Consider the following 21,634-nt stretch of genomic DNA (forward strand, 5'->3'; position numbering starts at 1 on the left):
AGCCTGGCCCCCGTTATGCAACCTAGCCGCGGAGGCGGCGCGCCACCCTCGCCAGCAGGCCCGGCTTCGTCTCGGCGGGCGCTTCAGAAGATGACTCAGGCTCGACGGTGACAGGATGCGTTTCTTCGGCGCCGTGTGCCCCGTGAACACCGCGCGCGCTGTACCCGCCGCCGATTGCGCGGGCACATTCAAGCTGCCGGCGGTGCTCAGCATCCCAGGAGTGTGCCCGGTCAGACATCGCCCACTCGAAACCCGCGGTGAGGGAGGTTTCGGTAAAGAGATCGCGTGCGGCGCGGACGGTTGCACCAAGCGGCTCGGGGAGAGCCAAGGTTTGCTCTGCGGCAGGGAAAGGCGCGGGGGCTTCTGAACCGCCGAGAGTTTCTGCATTGCCGCGAGTTTCTGCACCGGAGGCAAAAATCTGCGCAAGCAGGTAGGCACGCTCGGCTCGCAGAGCCTCCAGCAGTTCGGTGCGACGTACATCCGATGCCACCGCCGCATGTCGTAGAGCGGCGGCAACCATCAGCTCGGGAACGCCACCGGCGAGCATGCCCAGCGGCAGGGTGAACTCGCCCAGCCCGTACAGGTTCAGGGCGCCGCCCACGCGCATCTGCGTGAAGGCATCTGGCACGAGGGCGAGCACGGGAATACCCGCCGCCGCAGAGAACACCGCCGGGTGGTAGCGGCTGGTCAGCGTGAACGCCGCGCCACGGTGCACGGTGACGCTCTGGTCGGTGTGCAGAATCGGCAGCAGGGTTGCCGGAGTGGAGGGGCTGAGCTGCTCAGCGATGCGCTGATGCACCTGAATATCGCCGCTTTCGGGGTTCTGTGGGTCGCCAAAATGGCTCAGGAACACGAGGGCGTAGCCGTGCTCGCGCCACATGCTATCGAGCAGACGCGCGATCTGCTGCGCCTGCTGTTCGGTGCACTCGTTGACGGTCACGCACACGTAGCGTTCGGGCAGCTCATCCAGTGCCTGACCTGCGGAAACGCCCTCCGCATAGTGCAGGGTACGCGCCGGGGAAGCCACCGGGTAGTCGGTGGCGTCATCCACGCTCAGGCGCGCGTCAATACCCCGCTCACGGCACCAAGCGAGGGAAGAACGTTCGCGCACCGTCACCGAACGGGCGGTGCGCAGCATACGCTCCAGAACCTGTGCGTCTTCGGGGTTGAGGACCGGGCCCAGGGATTGACCGGTCACGTACACGGGCACGCCCGCATGCTCGGCGGCACGCACCGCGGCGGCACGCTCGTAGAGGAGCCAACCGAAGCGGGAGTTGAGGTTGCCGCCGCCGGAGACCACGACCGCGTCCATGGCAGCGATAGCGTCAGCGAACTCCACCATGCGCTCAACGGTCTGCGCCAGCGGATGCAGCACCTCCGGCAGCGCTCGAACCTGCGGCAACGCCACCAGCTCGGTAACGGAGGGGCGTTCCCGGTCGGCGTGCAGCTGCGCCAGGATGCACTCGAGCGCCGCGAGGGTCAGCTCGCGTTCAGCCGGCGCCCAGGGGAAGAGGAAAAACGGCAGGTACTCGTAGGGTGCGCCCGCCTCATGCTGTGCCGCCTCATGATGTACCGCCGCGCCAATATAGCGCGCCGAATGGCCCACATCGCGGGTCATGAGGGTGACCGCCGCGCCGCCTTCGGAAAGCGCCTCCGCGCTCGCAATGGTCATGGCTTCGTCGCCCACGTGGTAGGTGTGCTGGCCGATATCGCCAATGACGAGCACACGCGGTGCTTCAGTAACGGGCAGTGCTGTAGAAGAATGATTGTTCTCTGTCACGCCTTATGCGCCCTTCTGATCTGCCGACTCAGCCTCAGCCGAACCAGCCTCTGCCGACTCAACCTCAGCACCGCGACGAACCAGGGAACGCTGGCTGAGGGAACGCTTCGCCAAGGAACGCAACGCGCGGCCCGGGGTGCGCAGGTGCTTGAGAACCCGCAGACGCTCCTCAATAGCCTGCTGGCGGTTCTCAATAGACTGCTGACGGGCCTCGATACGTTCCAGGCGGCTCTCAATAGAGCGCAGAATATCTAGGGATTCGCGGGTCAGATTGTGCCCGTCAATCACGCGGCGCTCCAGGTCAGCCGCCAAATGTGCCTGATACAGGTACGCACCCGGTCGGGCACCCGCCTGCAAATCCTCGCGGATAGCGCGGGCGCGCACCAACGAATCGAAGCGGGCATGATCAGCCTGACGCTTCACGCTATTCGCCTCGGCACCCTCCGCGTCGGGGCGCAGCGACCAGTACGCCAGCGGCTCATCCACCAGCAGAATATCCGCAACAGAGGCGGCACGCATGTTGAACTCCCAGTCGCCGACCACCGGCAGGGACTCGTCATAAAAACCGACCAGCTCGTGCAGGCTGCGGCGGTAGAGAATACCAATCGGCACGGCACGGTTCGTGCGGAACAGGAACTGCAAACCCATGCCGGGCAGGCCGTCGTGGAAAATACGCTCCTCGTACACCTCGAACTCGCCGTCGGCGTTCTCACGTTCGTACCGCTCCACAACGCGGGTGGTGCACATGAGCGCGCCGCTCTCTTCCAGCGCCGCGACGGTGCGCTCCAGGAACTTGGGTGCCCACAGGTCGTCGTCATCGTGAATCGCCACGTACTTGGAGGTGGTCGCCGCCAAACCGGCGTTGGATGCCGCCTCCATGTTGCCGCCGGCGGTGGTCAGCAACTGTACGCGGCTGGAATCCTGCGCGTTAGAACCCAGCGGAGAAGCCTCAATGACGGCGCGGGTTGCCTGTTCGTCGCCTCCGTCGTTAATCACGCAGACCGTGTAGTCGGTGAAGGTCTGCTGCGCAATATTCTCCAGCGCGCGGCTCAAGAAGCGGGGGCGGCCCTTCGTGCGGACCAGAATAGCTACGGTAGGGGAAGACATAACCACAATCAGTCGAGGGTGAATGGGCCCGTGCCAGCCCAGGAACTCAACCCATTATGAAGGTGTGCACTGTTCAGACTCAACCCACCGCCCGGCTAACCCGCAACAGCGTGCACACAGGGGCACGAGCCGCCCCTAAAAACTAGCTGATGGACTGTAGCGCCACCATCGCCAGCACACCGAGCACAAAGCACGCCGGAATGGTTACCAGCCACACCAGAAGAATCTGCAGAACAATCCTGGATTTCAACGCGTTAAAACGCTGGTTCACGCCCGCGCCGAGCGCCGATGCAGTCGCCAGGTGCGATGAGGAGAACGGCACCTGCAGCAGGAAGTAGCCGAGCACCTGCACCACCGCGGTCGTACCCTGGGCGACCGCGCCACGGAACGGGTCCAGGCGCACCATCTTGTAGGCGAAGGTGTAGCCGATGCGGCGGCCACCGGTCAGCGTACCGGCACCCAGGCTGAGGGCAATAATGATGGTGCCCAGCAGCATCCCGCCCCAGGTGAGGGACTGAATCAGCGCCGGATCCATGATGCGTTCGCTCAGTAGCGCCCACAGCAGCAGGTACAGGTAGCCGGTCTGCAAGCCGTGTAGCAGCGAAATTGCGGAGGCAGACACCGCCAGCACCTCGCGGGCATGCTGATTCACCAGGCGCGGGTTGTGGCCGACCACCAGCCGGTAGAACGGCACCACCATCAGCCAGGACAGCAGAAAAATGAGCGGCGGCAGGTAAAAGAGCGGCAGCAGGGTCGCCCCAAAAATATGCGGCAGGAAGGCGAGAGAACCAAAGCCTTCAGCGGCGCTGTCACTCCTCGTCTGGGTCCACCAGCTCACGCCGGCGAGGGCACCGACCAGTGCGTGAGTCGAGGAGGACGGCAACCGCAGAAACCAGGTGAGCACACCCCAAATAGCGCAGACGAGTAGCGCCGCAATGATGCCGTTCAGGCCGGTGGTGCCTTCCGGGGCACTCACCCACGAGGCGGAATACTCACCGAGCAGCAGAAACGCACCGATTACACCGAGCACGTTGAAGAGCGCGGCAAGGTACAGGGCGGAGCGTTCGCCAAGGGCGCGGGTACGCACCGGAACAGCGACGGAGTTGGAGGCGTCGTGCACACCGGTAACGTAGACCGCGGCAATGAAGGCGCAGCAGGCTAGAAGACCCAGGAACATTAGGATTCCTGAACGATAATGCGGCCGATCTCGGCAGACACATCACGCATAGCGTTGGAGGCGGCGGTCAGCTGCGCCAGGAAGGTGGCGTAGCGGCGGTACCGTTCGGGGGTGTAGCGTTCGGCAATGTACGCGTCGTACTCTTCGGCGGTGCGTAGCGCCTGGCGGGAGATGCGCAGCATGTCCATCCAGTAGTTGTCGAGGCCGCGAATATCAGCAAGCTTGGGGATGACGGCGGCGGTCAGCACCGCCTGACGCTGAATGATGTCCAGGATTGAGGTGATGTGCGTGGCGAAGCCGTCAATGCTGTGCAGGGACAGCACGTGCGCGGCGCTGGTGAGCTTCTCAACAGCGTTGGTGAGCTTGCGTGCCAGCGTGTACAGGTCTTCACGCGGAATCGGCGGGGAGAAGGAGCTGCGCACCTCGGTGAGGGTGCGGAACAGCAGGTTCGTGGAGTCCGCCTCGTGGGTGAGCATGCGTTCGAAGAGTTCGGGGTACTCCGCGACGGGGGAGCCGACCATTTCTGAGAGCAACGCAGCGGCCTCACCGACCTGCGCTGAAATTTCAGCGAGGGAGGCGAGGGATTCGTTGGCGTGGGGGAAAAGTCGGTGCAGCATAGTTCCCAGTCTAACCAGTATTGGGTGGTGCGGGTGCGCATAGCCCGCGCGTATCTCATGAGCGCTCGAGCTTCAGACACAACTGCGTCGGGCTGACGGCGGCTTCTAGACGGGGTTTTAAGCAAAAAACGGTGGGGGTCGATTTCTCGACCCCCACCGGAACGTTTAGGGATGTCGGGTTGGGAGCGCCTCTCGGCGGAAGGCCGCTCGAAGCGGCTAAAGATTTGGAGCCCGGGGCTACCTATTAGCAACCCGACATCTTGTAATTATTATCCACCCGAACCCGGCGCAGAGTCAATCGGAAACAGGCTTTTCAGGCCTTTGCGGCCCAATGTGGAACCTGTGCCAATTCGCGGCACGAACCCGTATTTTTGCGCCCCGCAACGTTGTAGAAGACTAGAATGCTTCGATGTTGGTCTGCGATTTTTCCTGCGCAGAACCAGCCCCCGAGCCCCCATTAACCTGCTGACTAGCCTCAACGGCGCGTAGCTGGGCGGCGACCGCCTCCAAATCGTGCGCGATCTGCTCCATCTGCTGAGCCTGACGCGGCAGACGAGCACGACGCTCCACCGCCTCACGCTTCACCTCGTGGCTGCCCGGAACCGCACCATCCTGCCCGGCAGAGCGCGCATAATCGGTGCGGATACCCAACGCCACCACGTGCGCAAACGCGGCGCAACGTTCCATCGCAATGTCCATATCGCCGGTGTACAGGCCCGCCAGGATCTCATCAATCGTGCGGACCACCTCGTCGGCACTCGGCGGGTCGGGAACACCCGCCACCACGTGCGAACGGTAATCCTCCGCCATGCCCAGCTCAAAAGCGCGGCTCACCCCGCGCGGCGAACGATGCACCACGTCCCGCAGCCAGTACATGCGCCACAGCGCACCCGGCAGGGAGTGGGCGCTCGCGTGCGACCAGAGTTCGGCGAGCATCTCAATACCGTAGTCGTCGGTGAAGCTGACGAGCCGTTCGGTCATCTGTTCGTCGGTGCCGCGTCCGCGCATCAGCAGGATGCGTGCGGAGGCGTGCGCCGCCTCTTCGCGTGCGGCGGGGTCCATGCCGCCTTCGTGGCGTTCAAATTTCTCGGCGGAGTAGAGGACGGGGCGGTGGTGGGTACGGTGTCGTGCGCGTCCGGAGGCGCCGGTTGATGATGCGGGTGTAGACATAGGATTTCCCAGTGTACCGTTCATTGGCTGGGGGCCGGTAGTGTATAGTATTTCTATCTGCACACTTTCAGTTTTGTGTGGATAGGAGCGCCTTTAGCTCAGTCGGTAGAGCTACGGACTTTTAATCCGCAGGTCGTGGGTTCGAGCCCCACAGGGCGCACTAGCCGACCCGTCGCCTCCCGCTTTGCGGGGGTCGGCGGGTTTTTGCGTCTTCACCCTCGTGTGCGGGGTTTTACCCCGTGTTGATTCCGTGTGGTGGGGCGTGTCCTGCCGGGTTGGCCTGGCAGTTTTTGATTTGTGTACGTTGACCCGAAAAGATGAGGAAACCCGTGAGCGTCACCATTAAGAACCCCGAAGAGATCACGATTCTTGCCACTGGCGGCACGATCGATAAGTTCTATTCGGTGGCGGGCACCATGGATATTGGTGAGCCTGCCGCTAAGGACCTGCTGGACCGCGTGATTACCGATATCCGTTTTGATATTCGCCCGCTGATTGGCAAGGACAGCCTGGACATGACCGATGAGGATCGTGCCGAGCTGACCGAGGTGCTGAACGCTGTCACTAACGACCAGGTACTCATCACCCACGGCACCGACACCATGCCGGAGACCGCCCGCTACCTGCTGGAGCACGCCGACCTGGGCAATAAGGTCGTGGTGCTGACCGGTGCGATGCAGCCCGCCGTGATGGCTCGTTCGGATGCCGGTTTCAACCTGGGTGCCGCTATTGCCGCCCTGAACCTGCTGGAGCCGGGTGTGTACATCAGCATGAGCGGTCGTATTTTCCCTGCTGAGAGCGTGCGTAAGGACCGTTCGCGCGGCATTTTTGAGGGCTAAGATGGCTGATTCCGCTCGTATGCGGCGGGGTGAACCGGTTTCTGCCGCTGAGCTTGCGCCGGTTGAGGGCTCCTCGGATCTTGTGCCGCAGGAGCATATGTCGCAGGCGCAGCTTATGCAGCTGCAGGCTATGGATGAGCTGGAGCAGCAGGCTGATGAGTTCTGGAATGTCACCAGTGATTACCCGCTACCGGCTAAAAACCTGTACCTGGTGCGTGTGCTGCTGCTGGTCGTACCCTCGCTGATTACTGTTTATTACTTCATTCGCGTCACGCTTTTCCCGATTGGTGCGGTGCCGCTGGTCTATCTGGTGATGCATATGTGGGTTGCCATGATTTACCGGGCGAACCGTTCGGTGAAGTTGGTGTTGCTGGCGAATGCAGCGTCCGGGGTCGCGGCGGCGATTATGACGGCGTTCTTTGCCTATGCGCTTGTGACGGTGCAGGGTCCGCAGACGCTGCTGGACCGTGTGGGCGTGTTCTACACGGTGAGCTTGCTGACGGTCATGGCGTCGTTCGCGTTGGAGGTTCTGTTCTCGCTGTTCTATAGTTTGGCGGTTCGTAGGAGCTTGCGTCTGACGCAGAAGAAGCAAGAGGAAGAACAGCGGAACGCAGAACAGCAGCATGCAGAGGACCCGAACGCGGAGGCTTCGCAGGTAGCGGAGTAGGGCTAACGCGCCCCGGCGGGCGGGGATTCTACCCCGCGTATCCGCGCCTCCGACGGGGTGATAACGAGGCGATAAGCGGCGGTGTGACACGCTCCCCGCGACGCCCAGCTACTGCTCAGATTCCCTTAAAGTACGCGTGATACGGTAGAGACAGAAACACGACCCGCACCTGCCAGGAGGCCACTCATGGGCGCTACACACCTGAACACAGATGCCGCTTCATCCGCAGAACACCCGGATGAAGATATCAGTATGCAGACCCGCTTTCAGGCGCCTATCCGTCACGTGACTCCTGCTACGCCGGAGGTATCCGTTCCGCTGAACGCGCCGCCTGTGGTGACTGGCTCGCATCCGGTTATTTCGGCGACTTCTACCGTCATCATTCAGGATGGTACGAACCCTCCGATTGTGGTGCGTACGCATCCGACGGGTCCTCTACCGCCGTTCCCGGGGCAGGGTCAGTTGCCCGCTTTTCTGCGCACCTACACCGCTGACGAGGTGAAGGAGCGCAAGCAGAAGCTCAAGAAGAACCTGCTGGTCCGCGCGGTTATTCTGTGTATTTTGACCCTGGTTGAAGGCCTCATTATCTCTCAGTACACGCAGCCGTTGGCGATTTGCTTTGGGTTTGTTGCGGCGCTTTACTTGGTGGTTCAGATGTGGCCGCTGATGCGCCCTCCGCGTGATTCGGCGGACGCCTCCGTGTATAGCGTTTGGGCTATCTGCTCCCTGATTGGGTTTGTTGCGGTGGGGCTGGTGCTTTCACCGATTACGTTCCTGCTGCTGATGCTCGACTGGGCTGGGGTTTCGATGGGGCTTGACCCCCTGCTGATACTTGTTGTCTTGGGCTTGGTCTGGTTGAGCGAGGTCGGTTTATCGTTGCTGACCATTTACCGCTTCAACAACTTGCGAATTGCGATGGCGAACCGGGCAGATTCTCCGTTGCTACCTGAAAGTATTTCTGCGACGGTTGACCCGTCCACTTCTGCCTAAAGTTTTTTGAGGCGGCGCGGTAGATGAACGCCGCGCCGCCACCCACACACCACACACTCGCTCATACATCTTCCACACACACTATCAGCCGACATTCGAAAGATTCAGCTATGTCCGCCGTCGAGTCCTCTCCGCCATCCGCTCCGAACACCACGCATCCTACGAAGCCTGCCACCCCCACTCTCGTGTCTGTGGCGGGTTGGGTTCTGCTCGCTATTGCCGTGGGTTGGCTGGTGCTGATTGGGTACACGGGTGTCACGTATGCGACGACGCAGCTGTCGCATTTTTCGACTTGGCGCGCCCAGTCGCTGGTGGAGGCGCAGGCGTACTATCCGGTGATGTTTTTGCTGGTCAGCGCCTTCGGTAACGTGACGTTGCACGGTTTCTGCACTGTGGCGTACCTGCGTGGTTACCGTTGGGCGGCGCTGGTGCTGTCGGTGGCGTTGGCGCTGGGTGTGTTGGCATCCCTGCTGATTATGCTGGCAGTCGCGGCTCTTCTGGGTACGTTGAATGGTGCGCCGAGCCAGGATGTTGAGCTGCTGCTCAGTAGCGCCTCCCCGCTGTACACGCCGGTATATATTGCTGCACCGTACATGCTGGTGTGTGTGGTCGCGTTGGCGTTGGTGTGGTCGCGTCAGTCGCGTTCGTACATGGAAGCGCGCCGTGATTGGCGCCTGCGCCGCAGCGAGGACTACCTGATTTAGCCTTGCAGATTCTGGCTGCGGGTCCCGGACCTGCGGCTCACCGATAACTTTATTCACCCAACCACAGTTAGGATGACTCGTGCACCCTACTTCCGAACCTGCGCACGAATCCACATCGCAGACTACCCCCGGCGCTGCTAAGCGCACATATGATGAGCGGGCGGCGTTTGAAGAGGCGAAAAGAAACCTTGGCATAGTTGGCGATAGGGAACAGGAATTTAACCGGGGACTGGAGCTTCTTGGTAAAGCCTATTCCATCAGTATGACTCTCATCCTGGTGTATTTCCTCCTGGATGCGTACCAGATTATCGTTACCGCGGGCCGGAGTGTGAACATCGGCTCGTTCCTTAGCTATGCCCTGCCGAAGGTTCTGTCTGACGCTGTCTTGGTGGTGCCGTTCCTCTGGTTCGTTCTGGACTATACCAAGTCAGGGTACGTTAATCCGCGCCGCCTGCTGATGCTGTACCTTCTGCTGTGTTCCTTGAGCGGTGTGCTCTCTTTTGCGGGTGTCTTTGGTCTGGCTCAGGTGCTTTTCCCTGCGTTTACCGCACTGGATCCGGTGTCGCATCCTGCCGCTGCCTCGTCTATGGTGTCGCAGGCTCTGGTCGGGGTGATTACGGCGGGTAGCGCCGTTCTCCTGTTTTTGCTGACTCGCCCGGCTGTGGGCGTGGTCCCGAGCCCCGCGGCGATTCGGGAGCAGATGCAGATCATCAAGGACAGCATGGCGGATGATGAGGAAGAGCCGACCCGTGAGGATGTTCTTCGTCAGCTTGAGAAGGAAGAAGGCCCGGTCAAGGACTCTACCGAGCAGCTGTTGCGTGAGCTTTCTGCCGATTATGCGCTCTCGAATGATCCGGTGGAGAAGAACCGCCTGCTGGCTGAGATACAGCAGATTCAGCGCGCCCAGAAGACGGGTGTAAAGCCTAACTTCGGAGGCACGTCTGGCGGGTCGGCTAAGCCCCAACAGGAAGCGCACGAGGGTGCGGAGGCGACCGCCGCCTCCACCGCGCCTGCCGCCCCTCAGGTGGTGCTCCCGCCCCGCCCGAAGACGCTGCGCGGCGTCATGTGGCTCGCTACAGCCATTATTATTCTGTCCGCAATCCAACGTATCTATGTATCTATCCATAACGAAGTGCCAGACCGCGTTATGGAAAATATGCCGGGCATCATCATTTCAGGCATATTTGCTACCTTCATCTTCTCTCTCATACCGATTTTCGTCCTCCGTCGACTGTGGAAGGGCCGTAGATGGGCGTACTTCCTCACCCTCTTCGGTAGTGCTTTTGTGGTTTTTATCGGGGCGATGAGTTTGCAATCTTTCATCTCGGCTGATTATTTCTCCAGGCTGGCGGATGAGTCGTTGACTTCAAGGCCCCGAGACTACGTAGTTTCCATCGTGGTGAGTGACATTATGGGAGCTTTTCTTACGGCCTTCTACCTGCTGATAGTCGTGCTGCTCATGAGCCGTCCCACCAGGTCGTTTATGGCTACCGCGAGGTTGGCATGGATAGAAGCACGTGAACAGGTGAACGCCGGTGACGGTTGGATTGTTGCGCATCAGGATGCAGAAACGCGTACTCACCTGGAAGAAGAACAGACACGCAGGGAAGAGAAGGAAGCTAACCGACGCGCTGAAGAAGCGGCCGCGCAACAGTACAAGACGACCCGCCGCACGGATGCGAGGAGGAACTCCCGCAACGAACAGCGTGGCTATAAGGATACTTCCGTGTACACCGAGGAAGGCTACCGCCTCAACTAGGGCGGGAAGCCCCTCCCCATGGGGAGACTCTTTGCCACCCGCCCTGCGCTATAGCGTGCGGGGCGGGGGTGCGAAGAGAAGAAAGGAACAACGATGTCAGAACGTACCCCAAAGCAACCGCTAAACGATCCGGAGTACACGGTTCCCGAGTACAGCGTGCTGTTGCCCTCCGACGAGGCTGAAAATAGCACGGTGGAGAGTGGCGCGGCAGAGGACAACGCACCCGGCGGCAGCGCCCCCGAGCACGCCAGCACCCCCAAGCAAACCACTCCCGGCTACCGGGAGGCGACCGCTGGCTACACTGCCGCCTCCGAGCAGGTAATTCCGGAGCGCCCGAAGGCTATGCGCAGCGTCATGTGGTGCGCTGCCGCCATTATCGTGCTGGGGCCCCTGAGTAATTTTCTGCCGATTCTAAGCTGGTCGTATATCGATTTTGAGATGGTGGTGAGTGTTTTCTTCTCTGCCCTGGTGGTTACCCTCATCATCTCCGCCATCCCGATTTTTGTTCTCTGGAAGATCTGGGATGGCCGCGAGTGGGCGCGCATTCTTACCATCATCTACTGCGCTCTCGCGGCTGCTAGCGGTGTGCTTATTCTTGCGGATAATTTCTCGGGGTTGAGCTCTAGAGCGGCTGCGGCGTCCAGCCTGGTGCGTATCGTGAGCGGCGTTTTTACTCTCGTTCTTTACCTCCTGATGATTGTGCTGCTGACTCGTGCTCCTATTAGGGCGTACACACAAATCGTTAGCGGGGCACGTGCGCTAGAACACCAGCAGATGATGTCTGAGACGAGACAGGCTGCCGGTCAGGTCCCGGCGGAACTTCGAGAGCTTTTCGCTGATGATGAGGACGGCGAACGCACCTCATCAGGGGAGAACACCCCTCGACCCCCGCACCGTAGCGCGGGATGGGGAACATAGAAAGGAACAATGATGTCAGAATACGGATCTCCGGGGCTAGCCCCGCACTACCAGCAAAACCAGCCGTATCAGCCGCATTCTAACGGCCGCCCCGCTGCGCTGATATGGGTAACGGTGCTTACTGTGCTGGTTATTCTGATTGGGGCAACCCAGTCTACTGTGAGTGCTTTGGAGCGGAACCACACCTCCATGAATTCAGAGGCGCTGGTGCAAGTAACGATCCCTGCACTGGTCAAAATTATCCTGTTGGATGCGGTGACTCTTATTGCTCTTCTGTTCCTCTGGTTGAGGCGTAATTGGGCGCGTATCGTCAGTATTATTTTGAGTGTTCTCGGTGCGCTGGGCGGTCTTTTTTCTATTTTTGGTTCCGTCATACTCTTCAACTCTGTTGATGTGCAGGCGCTGAGCGGTGCCGAGCTGGCGCACTTCATTTTTGTCCTTGTGCTGGTGAATCTGCCTACCGTCTGCCATGCGGTGATAGCGGTATTGCTGTTCACTCCAGGTATGCGCCGGTACACGTACGCGGCTGGCTCATACTAAAGGCCTGTCGGTGTGAGAAGGCTGTGATAGAGTCCGATGCGCGGGCATCAAACAGAGCCTGCTGCGGGTGGCAAATTTCTGCGCCTCTTCCGTCGGACTTCTAAAGGTGAAAGGGTGGGGATACCAAATGGTATCCCCACCCTTTCGCGTTAAACATCACAATCTTCTAGCTGGTAAAACCCTTTGAGTTGCCTAAAAGGTTCCAGTCATCCCATAAAAACCCTACTAGCCTCGAAGAGCTTACCCTATACTGAAAAAGTATTATTCTCTCAGCTAACTACATCAAATAACCCTTTTGGGTAGATTTCACGTAAATCTACCCAAACAAGGGCAATAATCACCGACTTACGCACCATAGTGCGAGCATACGAGAGAAAGAACGATGATGTTGAACAATACTTCCGGTGCCTCCGCGGGCACGCTGGCACCTCAGCCTAGCGCCGCAGCATCGAACTTTCCGGCACTGAACTTTGCGGCACCCGCCGCAGTGACGCCTCAGTTTCTGGTTCCTGCTGGTGTCCACCCCGTACACAGCGCGCCAGGCACTCAGCGTGCTATCAATCTTCCGTCGCGCCCCATTGCCATCTGGGCTGTATCCCTATTCTTGGTGCTGTACATGTCCACATACCCTCTACAGCCTCTTGTGGGTCTAGAATTTACGGGCGCTTACATGTTTGCAGGTATGACGATGGGGCTTACGATGGTTCTCCCCATTGTCCTTGGAGCAGTCTCTGCCTGGTACCTCAATGAGGGTTATGAGTGGGCGCGAGTGGTGATTATTATCGAGGGCGCGTTACGCATGATCCTGGATATTGTGTATGTAGGTCTCTGTGCCCACGTTTTCTTTGACAATGGATACAATTCGCAAATGCTTAGGGTGTTGTTCTTTGGCCCGTTTATGACCCTTGAAGTCTTGTGCGCGAAGCTCGCCTTTGATTTTATCAGCCGCATCGTGATTATTGTTCTTCTCTGCCAGCCGCAGGTGGGGCGATACATCCAAATGCGTGGAGACCTGCGACGCATGGGCCTAAAGTAACCCCGCGGAGGTAGTAACCCCGCGGAGGCGTAGCTGGCTTCCGGGGCATCACCTCCACCGGGTTTGAGAGAACGCAAAAAGGTGGGGATACCAGACGGTATCCCCACCCTTTCTCATTCCCGGCTCAGCAGCCGAGAAGGACTCACGTATTACTCAGCAGATTCCTGCTTCGCCTTCGAACGGCCACGCAGGTACTCGATAATAACCGGCACCACAGAAACCGCCACAATAATCACAGCAATGTACTCAATGTTGTTGTGCACGAACGGAATACCGCCCAGCAGCACACCCGCCAGACCAATCGAACCAATCCACGCAACCGCGCCAACAACATTCCACAGGTGGAACTTCTTACGGTCATACGAAGAAATACCAGCCGCAAGAGACACAAAAGTACGAACAATCGGCACGAAACGACCCAGAACCAGAGCCAAGCTACCGCGCTTCTGGAAGAATTCCTCAGTAGTGTGCAGGTTCTTAGTGCTCAGAATCTTCGCGTCATCCTTGAAGATCTTACGGCCGTAACGGGCACCAATCTGGTAGCCAACCTCAGCGCCAGCAATAGCAACCAGCACCAGGACCGGGAAAGCAACCCACAGGGACAGGCCCATCTGCTCATGAAGCATACCCAGAGCAAAAATCAGGGAGTCACCCGGAAGAACCGGGAAAAGAACACCGGACTCAATAAATACGATAATTGCCGAAACAACCAGAACCCAGGGGCCGGTATCGAGCAGGAACTGCTCAAGGTCGAGGCCCAAGAGCGCAACCGGAAGATGCGCCAAAGCGATGGCAAGAAAAGTCATGAAAAATCCTGAACTGTGAGTGGACCGCACGCACGGATCGGCGGCGGAATAACACCAGCATAGAAAGTGTACCTATGGTGAACATTGTGCAAAACTATGCGGAGGCTGTGTATTACTGGCACAATTCTACCGGCATTTACGCCGGACGCACGGGTGAGCGAGGCGTAAATCTCCCCACCATCGCGGCTAAACAGCCGGAGGTGACGCGGCGCTCGCACGCTTCCTCAAGAAATGACTATCCGCAGAGCCGGGCGATACCGGGGTGTGACATGATGGAAAGAGAGCACGGCGCGTCGCGGCGTAGCGATTGACCCAACCATCCACCGTTGGAGAGAACCATGAACCCCGAACAGCCAGCGTCCAGCCCCGCCGATCTCCTGCATGCTGAAGCCCGTGAAGTGTTGCGCTGCCTCACCGGCGTCACTAATGCCGAGTTCCACGACGGCCAGTATGAGGCGATTCGCGCCCTCGTAGCCGACCGCGCCCGCACCCTCGTCGTGCAGCGTACCGGCTGGGGTAAGTCTGCGGTCTACTTTATTTCTTCCCTGCTGTTGCGTGCCCGCGGTATGGGCCCGGCTCTTATCGTCTCCCCGCTGCTTTCCCTCATGCGTGATCAGGTTGAGGCGGCATCCCGCGCGGGAGTGCGTGCCGCCATGGTGAACTCCGCGAACGTCACCGAATGGGATGAAATCCGCACCCACCTTGAAGCTAACGAGCTCGACGTGCTCCTGGTGGGCCCCGAACGCCTCAATAACCCGGCGTTCCGCGAGCAGTGGCTACCGTACCTGCTGCCGCGCCTGGGCCTGCTCGTCATTGATGAGGCGCACTGTATTTCTGACTGGGGCCATGACTTCCGCCCCGATTACCGCCGTATTGGTTCGCTCATTAAGTCTCTGCCGGTGGGTGTGCCGGTGCTGGCGACTACCGCGACCGCGAATGACCGCGTTAGCCGCGATATTGCCGAACAGCTCAGCACTGATACCACCGCACCCGTGCATGTGCTACGCGGTCCGCTGTCCCGCGAGTCCCTGCGCCTGGGTGTTCTGACCCTGCCTGATGAGGCGCAACGCATCGGTTGGCTGCTTACGCACCTGAACAGCCTGCCCGGTTCGGGCATTATCTACACGTTGACTGTCTCTGCGGCAGAAGATACCGCAAATGCTCTGCGTGCCAGCGGCTACGAAGTGCTCGCCTACACCGGCAAAACTGATCCGGATGAGCGGCTGGTTGCAGAGCAGGCACTCAAGGAAAACCGGGTGAAGGCTCTTGTCGCGACAAGTGCCCTCGGTATGGGTTTTGATAAGCCTGATTTGGGTTTTGTCGTGCACCTGGGCGCGCCGTCGTCTGCGGTGAGCTACTACCAGCAGATTGGCCGCGCCGGACGAGGCGCCGTCAACGCTGATGTTCTGCTCCTGCCCGGTCGTGAAGACCGCGCCATTTGGGAGTATTTTGCGACAGCCTCCATGCCTAACGAGGAGCAGGCGTTGGCGGTGCTGGATACCCTCGCCCAGTCCCCGGAGGGGTTGAGCATTACCGCGTTGGAGGCGCGCGTTCAGTTGCGCCGCTCCACCCTGGAGCTTCTGCTGAAGGTGCTGGATGTTGAGGGTGCCGCCGTGAAGGAAGGCAACTATTGGCGTCGAACCTCTTCGCCGTGGCAGTACGATAGTGCCCGTTACGCGGCGGTGGCGCAGGCGCGTGTGCTGGAGCAGAACGCTATGCTCGAGTATGAACGCACTAGTCAGTGTCGTATGCTTTTCCTGGCTCAGCAGCTTGATGATGCTTCCGCGACTGCTTGTGGTCGTTGCGATGTGTGTGCGGGTCCCTGGTACCCGGTTGAAGTTCCTGCTGAGGCGCAGCAGGCGGCGCAGAGTAGCTTCAATACGGTGGGTGTGCCCCTGCAACCGCGCCGTATGTGGCCGAGCGGGCTGGATCAGCTGATGGGTGCGGATGCGCCGCGCGGTCGTTTGTCTAAGGATGAGCAGGCTGAATCCGGTTACGCTTTGGCGCGTCTGAGCGACATGGGGTACGGTACTCGTCTGCGTGAGTTTCTGGCGACGAATGAGCTGGGTGAGCCGGTTGATTCTGAGGTCCCTGCCGAGCTGGGTCGTGCTTGCGTGAAGGTGCTTGCCGCTTGGGAGTGGTCTGAGGCGGGTCGTCCGGTGGCGGTGTTGACTCTGCCTTCGCCGGTGCGTCCTCGTTTGGCTCAGTCCCTGGGTAGGGGATTGGCGTCGGTGGGTCGTCTGGTGGATTTGGGCTGGGTGTCTCTGGTGGGGGAGCCGCGTTTCTTTGGCGGTAATAGCGCGTTCCGTTGTGCGGATGTGCTGCGCTCGTACCGGGTGCCTGCAGAGGTTCTGGACTATGTGCGTGAGCATCGGTGCCCTGTTCTGCTGGTTTCTGATGTGGTGGATTCGCGGTGGGCGTTTACGGTTGTGGCGCGTGAGCTGCGGCTGGCAGGTGCTTCTGCGGTGTATCCTTTCTCTTTGGCTGCCACCCACTAGTTGCGCCCATTAGTGTTTATTTATTCCCCTGACGAGGTTGTATGTCATATTCGGAATATTCAAAATTGACGGTCACAGACGGTTCTTCCGCTGTGCTCAGCGATATTCCCGCTCGCCCCGAACACGGCGAGTGGATGGTCCGCGCCCTCGCCGAGGGTGCCGCCGCGGGTGAGCGTGGCGAGATCCCTATCGGTGCTGTGGTGGTGGATGAGCAGGGTGTCATTATTGGTTCGGCGGGCAATACCCGTGAGCGGGAGCATGACCCCAGTGCCCATGCGGAGGTGAACGCAATTCGTCAGGCGGCGGCGCATCGTGGTCAGTGGCGCCTGGACGGGTGCACGCTCGTGGTGACGGTTGAGCCGTGCCTGATGTGTGCCGGCACGATTCTGGCGTCGCGCGTTTCGACGGTGGTTTTTGGTGCCTGGGAGGAGAAGACGGGGGCTACTGGCAGTCGTTACGATGTACTGCGTGATGGCAGGGTTGCTCCGGTTCCCGAGGTGTATGCGGGGGTGCGTGCTGATGAATGCGCGCAGCTGATGGTGGACTTCTTTAAGGAACGCCGCCCCTGACCTCCCCTAGGCTCACCCCTAAAGATGGTTTGTATAACGCGAAAAGCCGCGCAGAGATTGCGTGGCTTTTCGTGTTATTTGTACGAAAAACCCGATTTATTTGAAAAATGCTTCAAAAATTTCAAAAATGACCCCTGTTTTTCAAGAAAAGCCCACCACATCACACATAACCGGGTCTACCATATATAGGCATTGGAGCCTCCGCCTGCCCGCGCCTGACGTTCTACACCCCGCGCGGTGCCCGCGGATGACTCCCAGAAACTCACCCGAACCATCCATTCTCTGAGGGGATATAACCGTGTTAAGCGTTGACAATATTTGGGCGAAAGGGCGCCACACTCCGCTTTTTGACCGCACCACCTTCTCAGTGGGCGAGGGTGAAGTCATTATTGTTCAGGCGGATAGCCAGTTAGAGCGTACCTCTCTCGCGTTGGCGCTGACTGGTCGCCTTCCCCTGTCCGGCGGAACGATTAGCTGGAGCGAAGGCGATGATGAGCCTCGCCGTATTTCGATGAAGCGTCTGCGTGCTCTCAGCAGCGTGGTGGACTCTCCTGATGTGACTGCTCCTGAGCAGCATATGCGCGTGCACGATTATGTGTCGGAGATGCTCTCCTATAACCTGCCGATTTTTGGTCGTTCCCGTGCGAGCCGCTGGTTGGCCGAGCGCGGTCTTGAGGAGCTGGACAGCCTGTGGATGGATGAGATTAGTGGCGAGATGAATATTGAGCTGATGGCTGCTTTGGCTCAGCATAGCCCCTCTGACCTGCTGGTTTTCGATACTCCTTCCCGACACCTGAACCACACGTACATGTGGCTTCCGTACCTGGAGGAGCTTGCCGCCGATGAGGACCACCCTCGCACGGTTGTGGCTGTTGTTCCGCATATTTCTGAATCGTGGCATGGTGCGCGTGCTGTGGTCGGTCGTGTCCCTGAGGAAAACGTGCCGGCTCCTGTTGAGGGCGAGATTGAACCCTCCAATGATTCCCCCGAACATGGCGAAAACGCTGAGAAGGAGTAAGAATGACTGTTCTGCGTGTGGCTCTTGTTGAGCTTAAGCGCCTGACCAGCGGTGTTTTGCCGGTTCTGGTGCTCATCGCGATGTCCTGTATTCCGCTGCTGTACGGCGCCCTGTACCTGTACGGCAACTGGGATGCTTACGGCCATGTGAATGGCATTGTGGGTGCCCTGGTGGTTGAGGATGAAGGCGCGACGGATTCTGAGGGTCAGCAGGTGAATACCGGTGCGGACGTGAAGAAGAACCTTCTAGACGCTGGCACGTTTGATTGGCGTCAGGTGCAGACTCGCACTGAGGCTGTTGAGGGCGTGGAGAACGGCACCTATGACTTTGCGATGGTGATTCCGAAGGACTTCTCCCGTAATTTGCAGAGTGCCGGTTCGTTCAAGCCTGATGCTGACGGTAAGACGGGCACTATTGATGCGCGTTCGGCGGGTATTGAGGTCATTACGAATGACGCGAACAACTATGTGCTGACGAATATTGTCACGAAGGCGGGCACTGCGGTGCGTGATTCGGTGGCTGAGAAGGTCGGTAATTCTACGGCGAATTCGCTGTTGGCTAGCTTCACGACTATTCATTCGAAGATGGGTGAGGCTGCTGATGGTGCGTCGAAGGTGAATAGCGGCACGGTGAAGCTGGCGGATGCTATCACTCAGCTGAAGGATGGCACCGCCACGGTGAATGATGGTGCTGTGAAGCTGAAGGATGGTACTTCTTCTCTGGCTGATGGTCAGTCCCAGTTGTTGGATGGTCAGAAGCAGTTGGCAGAGGGTGCCGCGAAGCTTGCTGATGGTGTGTCGACTTTGGATTCTGGCGCGGCGAAGCTGGATTCTGGCGCGGCGAAGCTTGCCGATGGTGCGTCGGGTTTGAAGGATGGTTCGTCGACGTTGGCTTCGGCGGCTGCTTCTGCTTCTGATGGTGCGTCGAAGCTGAAGGATGGTTCGGCGACTCTGGCTGAGGGTACTGCGAGCTTGAAGGATGGCTCTGCGTCGGTGGCGAAGGGCGCTAATGATTTGGCGTCGGGTATTCATCAGATGCGTACTGGCATGGATCAGGCGGGTATTCGTGAGTTGCCGGCTGAGCTGAATGCGATGTGCATGCGCTTGCATGAGACGGATACGTCTGCTGGTAGTGGTGATTTTGGTCGTGACTTGTCGAATACTGTGGTGTCTGCGAGTGCGCAGAAGGTGCGTGCTCAGGTGACTCCGCTGGTTGAAGCGGGTACGTTGACTCAGGAGCAGGCTGATCAGCTGGTGGCTGCTGTTGATTCTGAGGAGACGAAGAATGAGGTTGCTGAGCTGAATCAGAAGGCTCTGCAGTCGCACCTGGCTACTCGTGATGCTGCCGCTGCTGATGCCCTGTCGAAGCTGAGCGCATTGAAGTCGAGCCATTGTATTTCTGATGGTTCGTCGTCGACTGCGGTGAAGATTCAGACTTTGGTTGCTGGCGTGGATTCGCTGGATTCCGGTGCGTCTTCGCTTGCCAAGGGCGCTTCGTCGGTAGCTGATGGCGCCGCTCGTGTGGATGCTGGCGCGTCCTCGTTGGCGTCAGGTTCGGCGAGCCTGGCTGATGGTAATTCTAAGATTGCTTCGGGTGCTTCGAGCCTTGCGAGTGGTTCTGCGACTCTGTCGGGTGGTGCTTCTGAGCTGAAGGAGGGTACCGATTCTTTGAAGAGCGGTACTGCCGAGCTGAAGGATGGTAGCGGTACTTTGGCGCAGAAGGAGCAGTCTGCGGTTGAGGGTCAGCAGAAGTTGGCTGATGGCGCGAATGAGCTGAAGGATGGTGCGTCGCAGCTTTCTGACGGTACGGCGAAGCTGTCTGATGGTTCTGCTCAGCTGAATGATGGTGCTTCCGAGTTGAAGGATGGTACTTCGTCGTTGGAGAGCGGCCTGGCTTCTGGTGTTAAGCAGGTTCCGAGCCTTGCTCCGACTGATCAGGCGAAGGTTGCGGATACGATGTCGAACCCGGTGACTTTGTCGCATGATTCCTTGGCGTCGGGCCGTAACTATGGTGAGGGCATGGGCCCGTTCTTCATGTGCTTGGCGTTGTGGATTGGCGGCTTGATGCTGGTTCAGACGTTGCGCGTGATGAATAACCGTGCGTTGGCTTCGCATGCTCCGTCGATTCGTGTGATGCTCGGTAGCTGGATGCCGTTCGGCCTGGTGGGTATTGCTCAGGCGACTTTGATGTTTGCCGCGATTAAGTTTGGTTTGGGCTTTGAGATGGCTCATCCGTGGCTGGTGTGGCTGTTCCTCTGCTATGTGGCTTTGGTCTTTACCGGCTTCATTCACGGTCTGACGGTGATTTTGGGTGCGCCGGGCAAGCTTGTTGCTTTGGTCATTCTGATTCTGCAGCTGATTACTGCGGGCGGCACGATGCCGTATGAGACTTTGCCTGAGTCGATTCGTTGGATGCATGATTTCTTCCCGATGGGTTATGCGGTGGCGGGTACGCGTCGTTTGGCGTATGGCATTAATGAGTCGAGCCTGTGGGGCATCATGCTGGTTTTGACTCTGTGGGGTCTGGCTGGTCTGATGTTGGGTTACATTGGCACGCGTCGTGATCGTACGTGGTCGCTGAAGAAGCTGGCTCCGGAGATTACGGTGTAACAAACCCTGTTTAGTCGCACCGGGGGAAAACTGTCTAATAAAATAGAGATATATCTGCAAAAAGGGAGGGAGGACTGCTGATGTTGCAGCGCCCAGTCGCTGAAGCTTCAAGTCGTCGTCCCGGCCGTACAGGTAGAACTCAGTTGAAGTTGTTCAACGCTGCTATGGAAATCATGACCGAAAAGGGGCTTGAGTACGCCACCGTTGAAGAGGTGGCTGCCCGGGCGGGTGTTTCTAAGGGAACCGTGTATTACAACTTCGGTTCTAAGAAGACCATGGTGGATCAGCTGGTTCAGTACGGCACGCAGTTGCTGCTGAGCGATGCGCGTCGCGCGGCGTCGGTTCATTCTGATCCGCGTGAGGCGTTGCGGAGTGCTGTTCGCGCCGCGTTCCAGTATCTTGAGGACCGTCCGGGTTTTACTCGGATGTGGCTTTCGGAGGCGTGGAAGGGTGCGGATGGTTGGACTGAGGCGATGAGCGATAACCGTCTGAATCTTCTGGATTTTTTGGAGGAGATGACGGAGGCTGTGGCTCGCCGCTATACGGTTGATACCGCTCAGAATCCTCGTGCGATTGCGATCTCTATGTTCGGCGCGATTTACATGTTTGCTATGGATCGTGAAGTGCATCAGGCGGAGCGCAATGCTGAGGATGCAACGCGTGCTGTCATGCTGGTTGTAGATGGGTATATCCGTCATTAGGCGGACCTGTTGGGGTCTGTAGACGTAGCCGGGACTTCGGTGTCGGGTGTCGAAAAGGGCACGGTGAAAAGGGGCCGTGAAGAGGACGACACCCGGCTGCCGCACGTGGTTTTTCTTGCTCTCCTGTTG

Annotated in this window: 19 protein-coding genes and 1 tRNA gene; 14 read left to right on the forward strand and 6 right to left on the reverse strand. The window is 59.1% G+C overall.

Translation table 11 applies throughout. The annotated features are described in order from the left end of the window. Positions 1-22: 22 nt before the first annotated feature. The 5 genes from HMPREF2845_RS00895 to HMPREF2845_RS00915 form a co-directional block, all read right to left on the reverse strand. The gene (locus HMPREF2845_RS00895; RefSeq protein ID WP_070633659.1) at positions 23-1,780 is read right to left on the reverse strand and encodes a polysaccharide pyruvyl transferase family protein; all 1,758 of its coding nucleotides are present in this window, start codon (positions 1,778-1,780) and stop codon (positions 23-25) included. A gap of 3 nt (positions 1,781-1,783) precedes the next feature. Continuing rightward, positions 1,784-2,887 (reverse strand): glycosyltransferase family 2 protein, encoded by a 1,104-nt coding sequence (locus HMPREF2845_RS00900; protein WP_049354020.1) that lies wholly within the window; start codon positions 2,885-2,887, stop codon positions 1,784-1,786. Between the two features lie 142 nt (positions 2,888-3,029). Beyond that, a complete protein-coding gene (locus tag HMPREF2845_RS00905; protein ID WP_049354018.1) occupies positions 3,030-4,064 on the reverse strand; it encodes an inorganic phosphate transporter in 1,035 nt (344 codons plus the stop codon). Then, positions 4,064-4,681 carry a hypothetical protein gene (locus tag HMPREF2845_RS00910; protein ID WP_005504391.1) on the reverse strand — a complete coding sequence of 206 codons (618 nt, stop codon included), beginning with the start codon at positions 4,679-4,681 and terminating at the stop codon, positions 4,064-4,066. The genes HMPREF2845_RS00905 and HMPREF2845_RS00910 overlap by 1 nt, the downstream gene beginning before the upstream one ends. A gap of 396 nt (positions 4,682-5,077) precedes the next feature. Then, positions 5,078-5,851 (reverse strand): hypothetical protein, encoded by a 774-nt coding sequence (locus tag HMPREF2845_RS00915; RefSeq protein ID WP_049340427.1) that lies wholly within the window; start codon positions 5,849-5,851, stop codon positions 5,078-5,080. An 87-nt stretch (positions 5,852-5,938) separates the two neighbouring features. Here HMPREF2845_RS00915 and HMPREF2845_RS00920 point away from each other — a divergent pair. The 9 genes from HMPREF2845_RS00920 to HMPREF2845_RS00960 all read left to right on the forward strand — a co-directional run bounded on the left by HMPREF2845_RS00920 (position 5,939) and on the right by HMPREF2845_RS00960 (position 13,304). Further along, positions 5,939-6,011, forward strand: a tRNA-Lys gene (locus tag HMPREF2845_RS00920). 169 nt (positions 6,012-6,180) lie between these two features. Beyond that, complete coding sequence (locus HMPREF2845_RS00925) at positions 6,181-6,690, forward strand: asparaginase domain-containing protein (RefSeq protein WP_083308717.1); 510 nt, start codon at positions 6,181-6,183, stop codon at positions 6,688-6,690. A gap of 1 nt (position 6,691) precedes the next feature. Next, positions 6,692-7,357, forward strand: a complete 666-nt coding sequence (locus HMPREF2845_RS00930; RefSeq protein WP_044150051.1) for a hypothetical protein — start codon at positions 6,692-6,694, stop codon at positions 7,355-7,357. Between the two features lie 186 nt (positions 7,358-7,543). After that, the gene (locus tag HMPREF2845_RS00935; RefSeq protein WP_049357394.1) at positions 7,544-8,347 is read left to right on the forward strand and encodes a hypothetical protein; all 804 of its coding nucleotides are present in this window, start codon (positions 7,544-7,546) and stop codon (positions 8,345-8,347) included. A gap of 110 nt (positions 8,348-8,457) precedes the next feature. Beyond that, on the forward strand, positions 8,458-9,051 hold the full coding sequence (locus tag HMPREF2845_RS00940) for a flagellar type III secretion system protein FlhB (RefSeq protein WP_049349909.1): 594 nt from the start codon (positions 8,458-8,460) through the stop codon (positions 9,049-9,051). A 262-nt stretch (positions 9,052-9,313) separates the two neighbouring features. Next, positions 9,314-10,810, forward strand: coding sequence for an ABC transporter permease (locus HMPREF2845_RS00945; protein WP_246823149.1), 1,497 nt, complete (start codon positions 9,314-9,316; stop codon positions 10,808-10,810). A gap of 93 nt (positions 10,811-10,903) precedes the next feature. Further along, on the forward strand, positions 10,904-11,728 hold the full coding sequence (locus HMPREF2845_RS00950; protein WP_070633662.1) for a multidrug ABC transporter permease: 825 nt from the start codon (positions 10,904-10,906) through the stop codon (positions 11,726-11,728). A 9-nt stretch (positions 11,729-11,737) separates the two neighbouring features. After that, entirely contained in the window at positions 11,738-12,268 is a 531-nt protein-coding gene (locus HMPREF2845_RS00955; protein ID WP_141752938.1) for a hypothetical protein, read from the forward strand. A gap of 382 nt (positions 12,269-12,650) precedes the next feature. Further along, on the forward strand, positions 12,651-13,304 hold the full coding sequence (locus HMPREF2845_RS00960; protein WP_070633664.1) for a hypothetical protein: 654 nt from the start codon (positions 12,651-12,653) through the stop codon (positions 13,302-13,304). A gap of 149 nt (positions 13,305-13,453) precedes the next feature. Here HMPREF2845_RS00960 and HMPREF2845_RS00965 read toward each other — a convergent pair whose 3' ends face one another. After that, positions 13,454-14,110, reverse strand: a complete 657-nt coding sequence (locus HMPREF2845_RS00965; protein ID WP_049352327.1) for a DedA family protein — start codon at positions 14,108-14,110, stop codon at positions 13,454-13,456. A 338-nt stretch (positions 14,111-14,448) separates the two neighbouring features. Here HMPREF2845_RS00965 and HMPREF2845_RS00975 point away from each other — a divergent pair, with 338 nt between their 5' ends. From HMPREF2845_RS00975 to HMPREF2845_RS00995, 5 genes are all read left to right on the forward strand, one after another. Continuing rightward, positions 14,449-16,608: a RecQ family ATP-dependent DNA helicase gene (locus HMPREF2845_RS00975; protein ID WP_070633665.1), complete on the forward strand. Its 2,160-nt coding sequence runs from the start codon at positions 14,449-14,451 to the stop codon at positions 16,606-16,608. A 41-nt stretch (positions 16,609-16,649) separates the two neighbouring features. Continuing rightward, positions 16,650-17,177 carry a nucleoside deaminase gene (locus HMPREF2845_RS00980; RefSeq protein WP_070633666.1) on the forward strand — a complete coding sequence of 176 codons (528 nt, stop codon included), beginning with the start codon at positions 16,650-16,652 and terminating at the stop codon, positions 17,175-17,177. A 367-nt stretch (positions 17,178-17,544) separates the two neighbouring features. Continuing rightward, the gene (locus HMPREF2845_RS00985) at positions 17,545-18,195 is read left to right on the forward strand and encodes a multidrug ABC transporter ATPase (RefSeq protein WP_246824580.1); all 651 of its coding nucleotides are present in this window, start codon (positions 17,545-17,547) and stop codon (positions 18,193-18,195) included. 2 nt (positions 18,196-18,197) lie between these two features. Then, positions 18,198-20,804 (forward strand): YhgE/Pip domain-containing protein, encoded by a 2,607-nt coding sequence (locus tag HMPREF2845_RS00990; protein WP_070633668.1) that lies wholly within the window; start codon positions 18,198-18,200, stop codon positions 20,802-20,804. An 80-nt stretch (positions 20,805-20,884) separates the two neighbouring features. Further along, positions 20,885-21,505, forward strand: a complete 621-nt coding sequence (locus tag HMPREF2845_RS00995; protein ID WP_005504416.1) for a TetR/AcrR family transcriptional regulator — start codon at positions 20,885-20,887, stop codon at positions 21,503-21,505. Positions 21,506-21,634 lie beyond the last annotated feature (129 nt).

The sequence above is a fragment of the Rothia sp. HMSC065B04 genome (assembly GCF_001812285.1).
Taxonomy (GTDB): domain Bacteria; phylum Actinomycetota; class Actinomycetes; order Actinomycetales; family Micrococcaceae; genus Rothia; species Rothia mucilaginosa.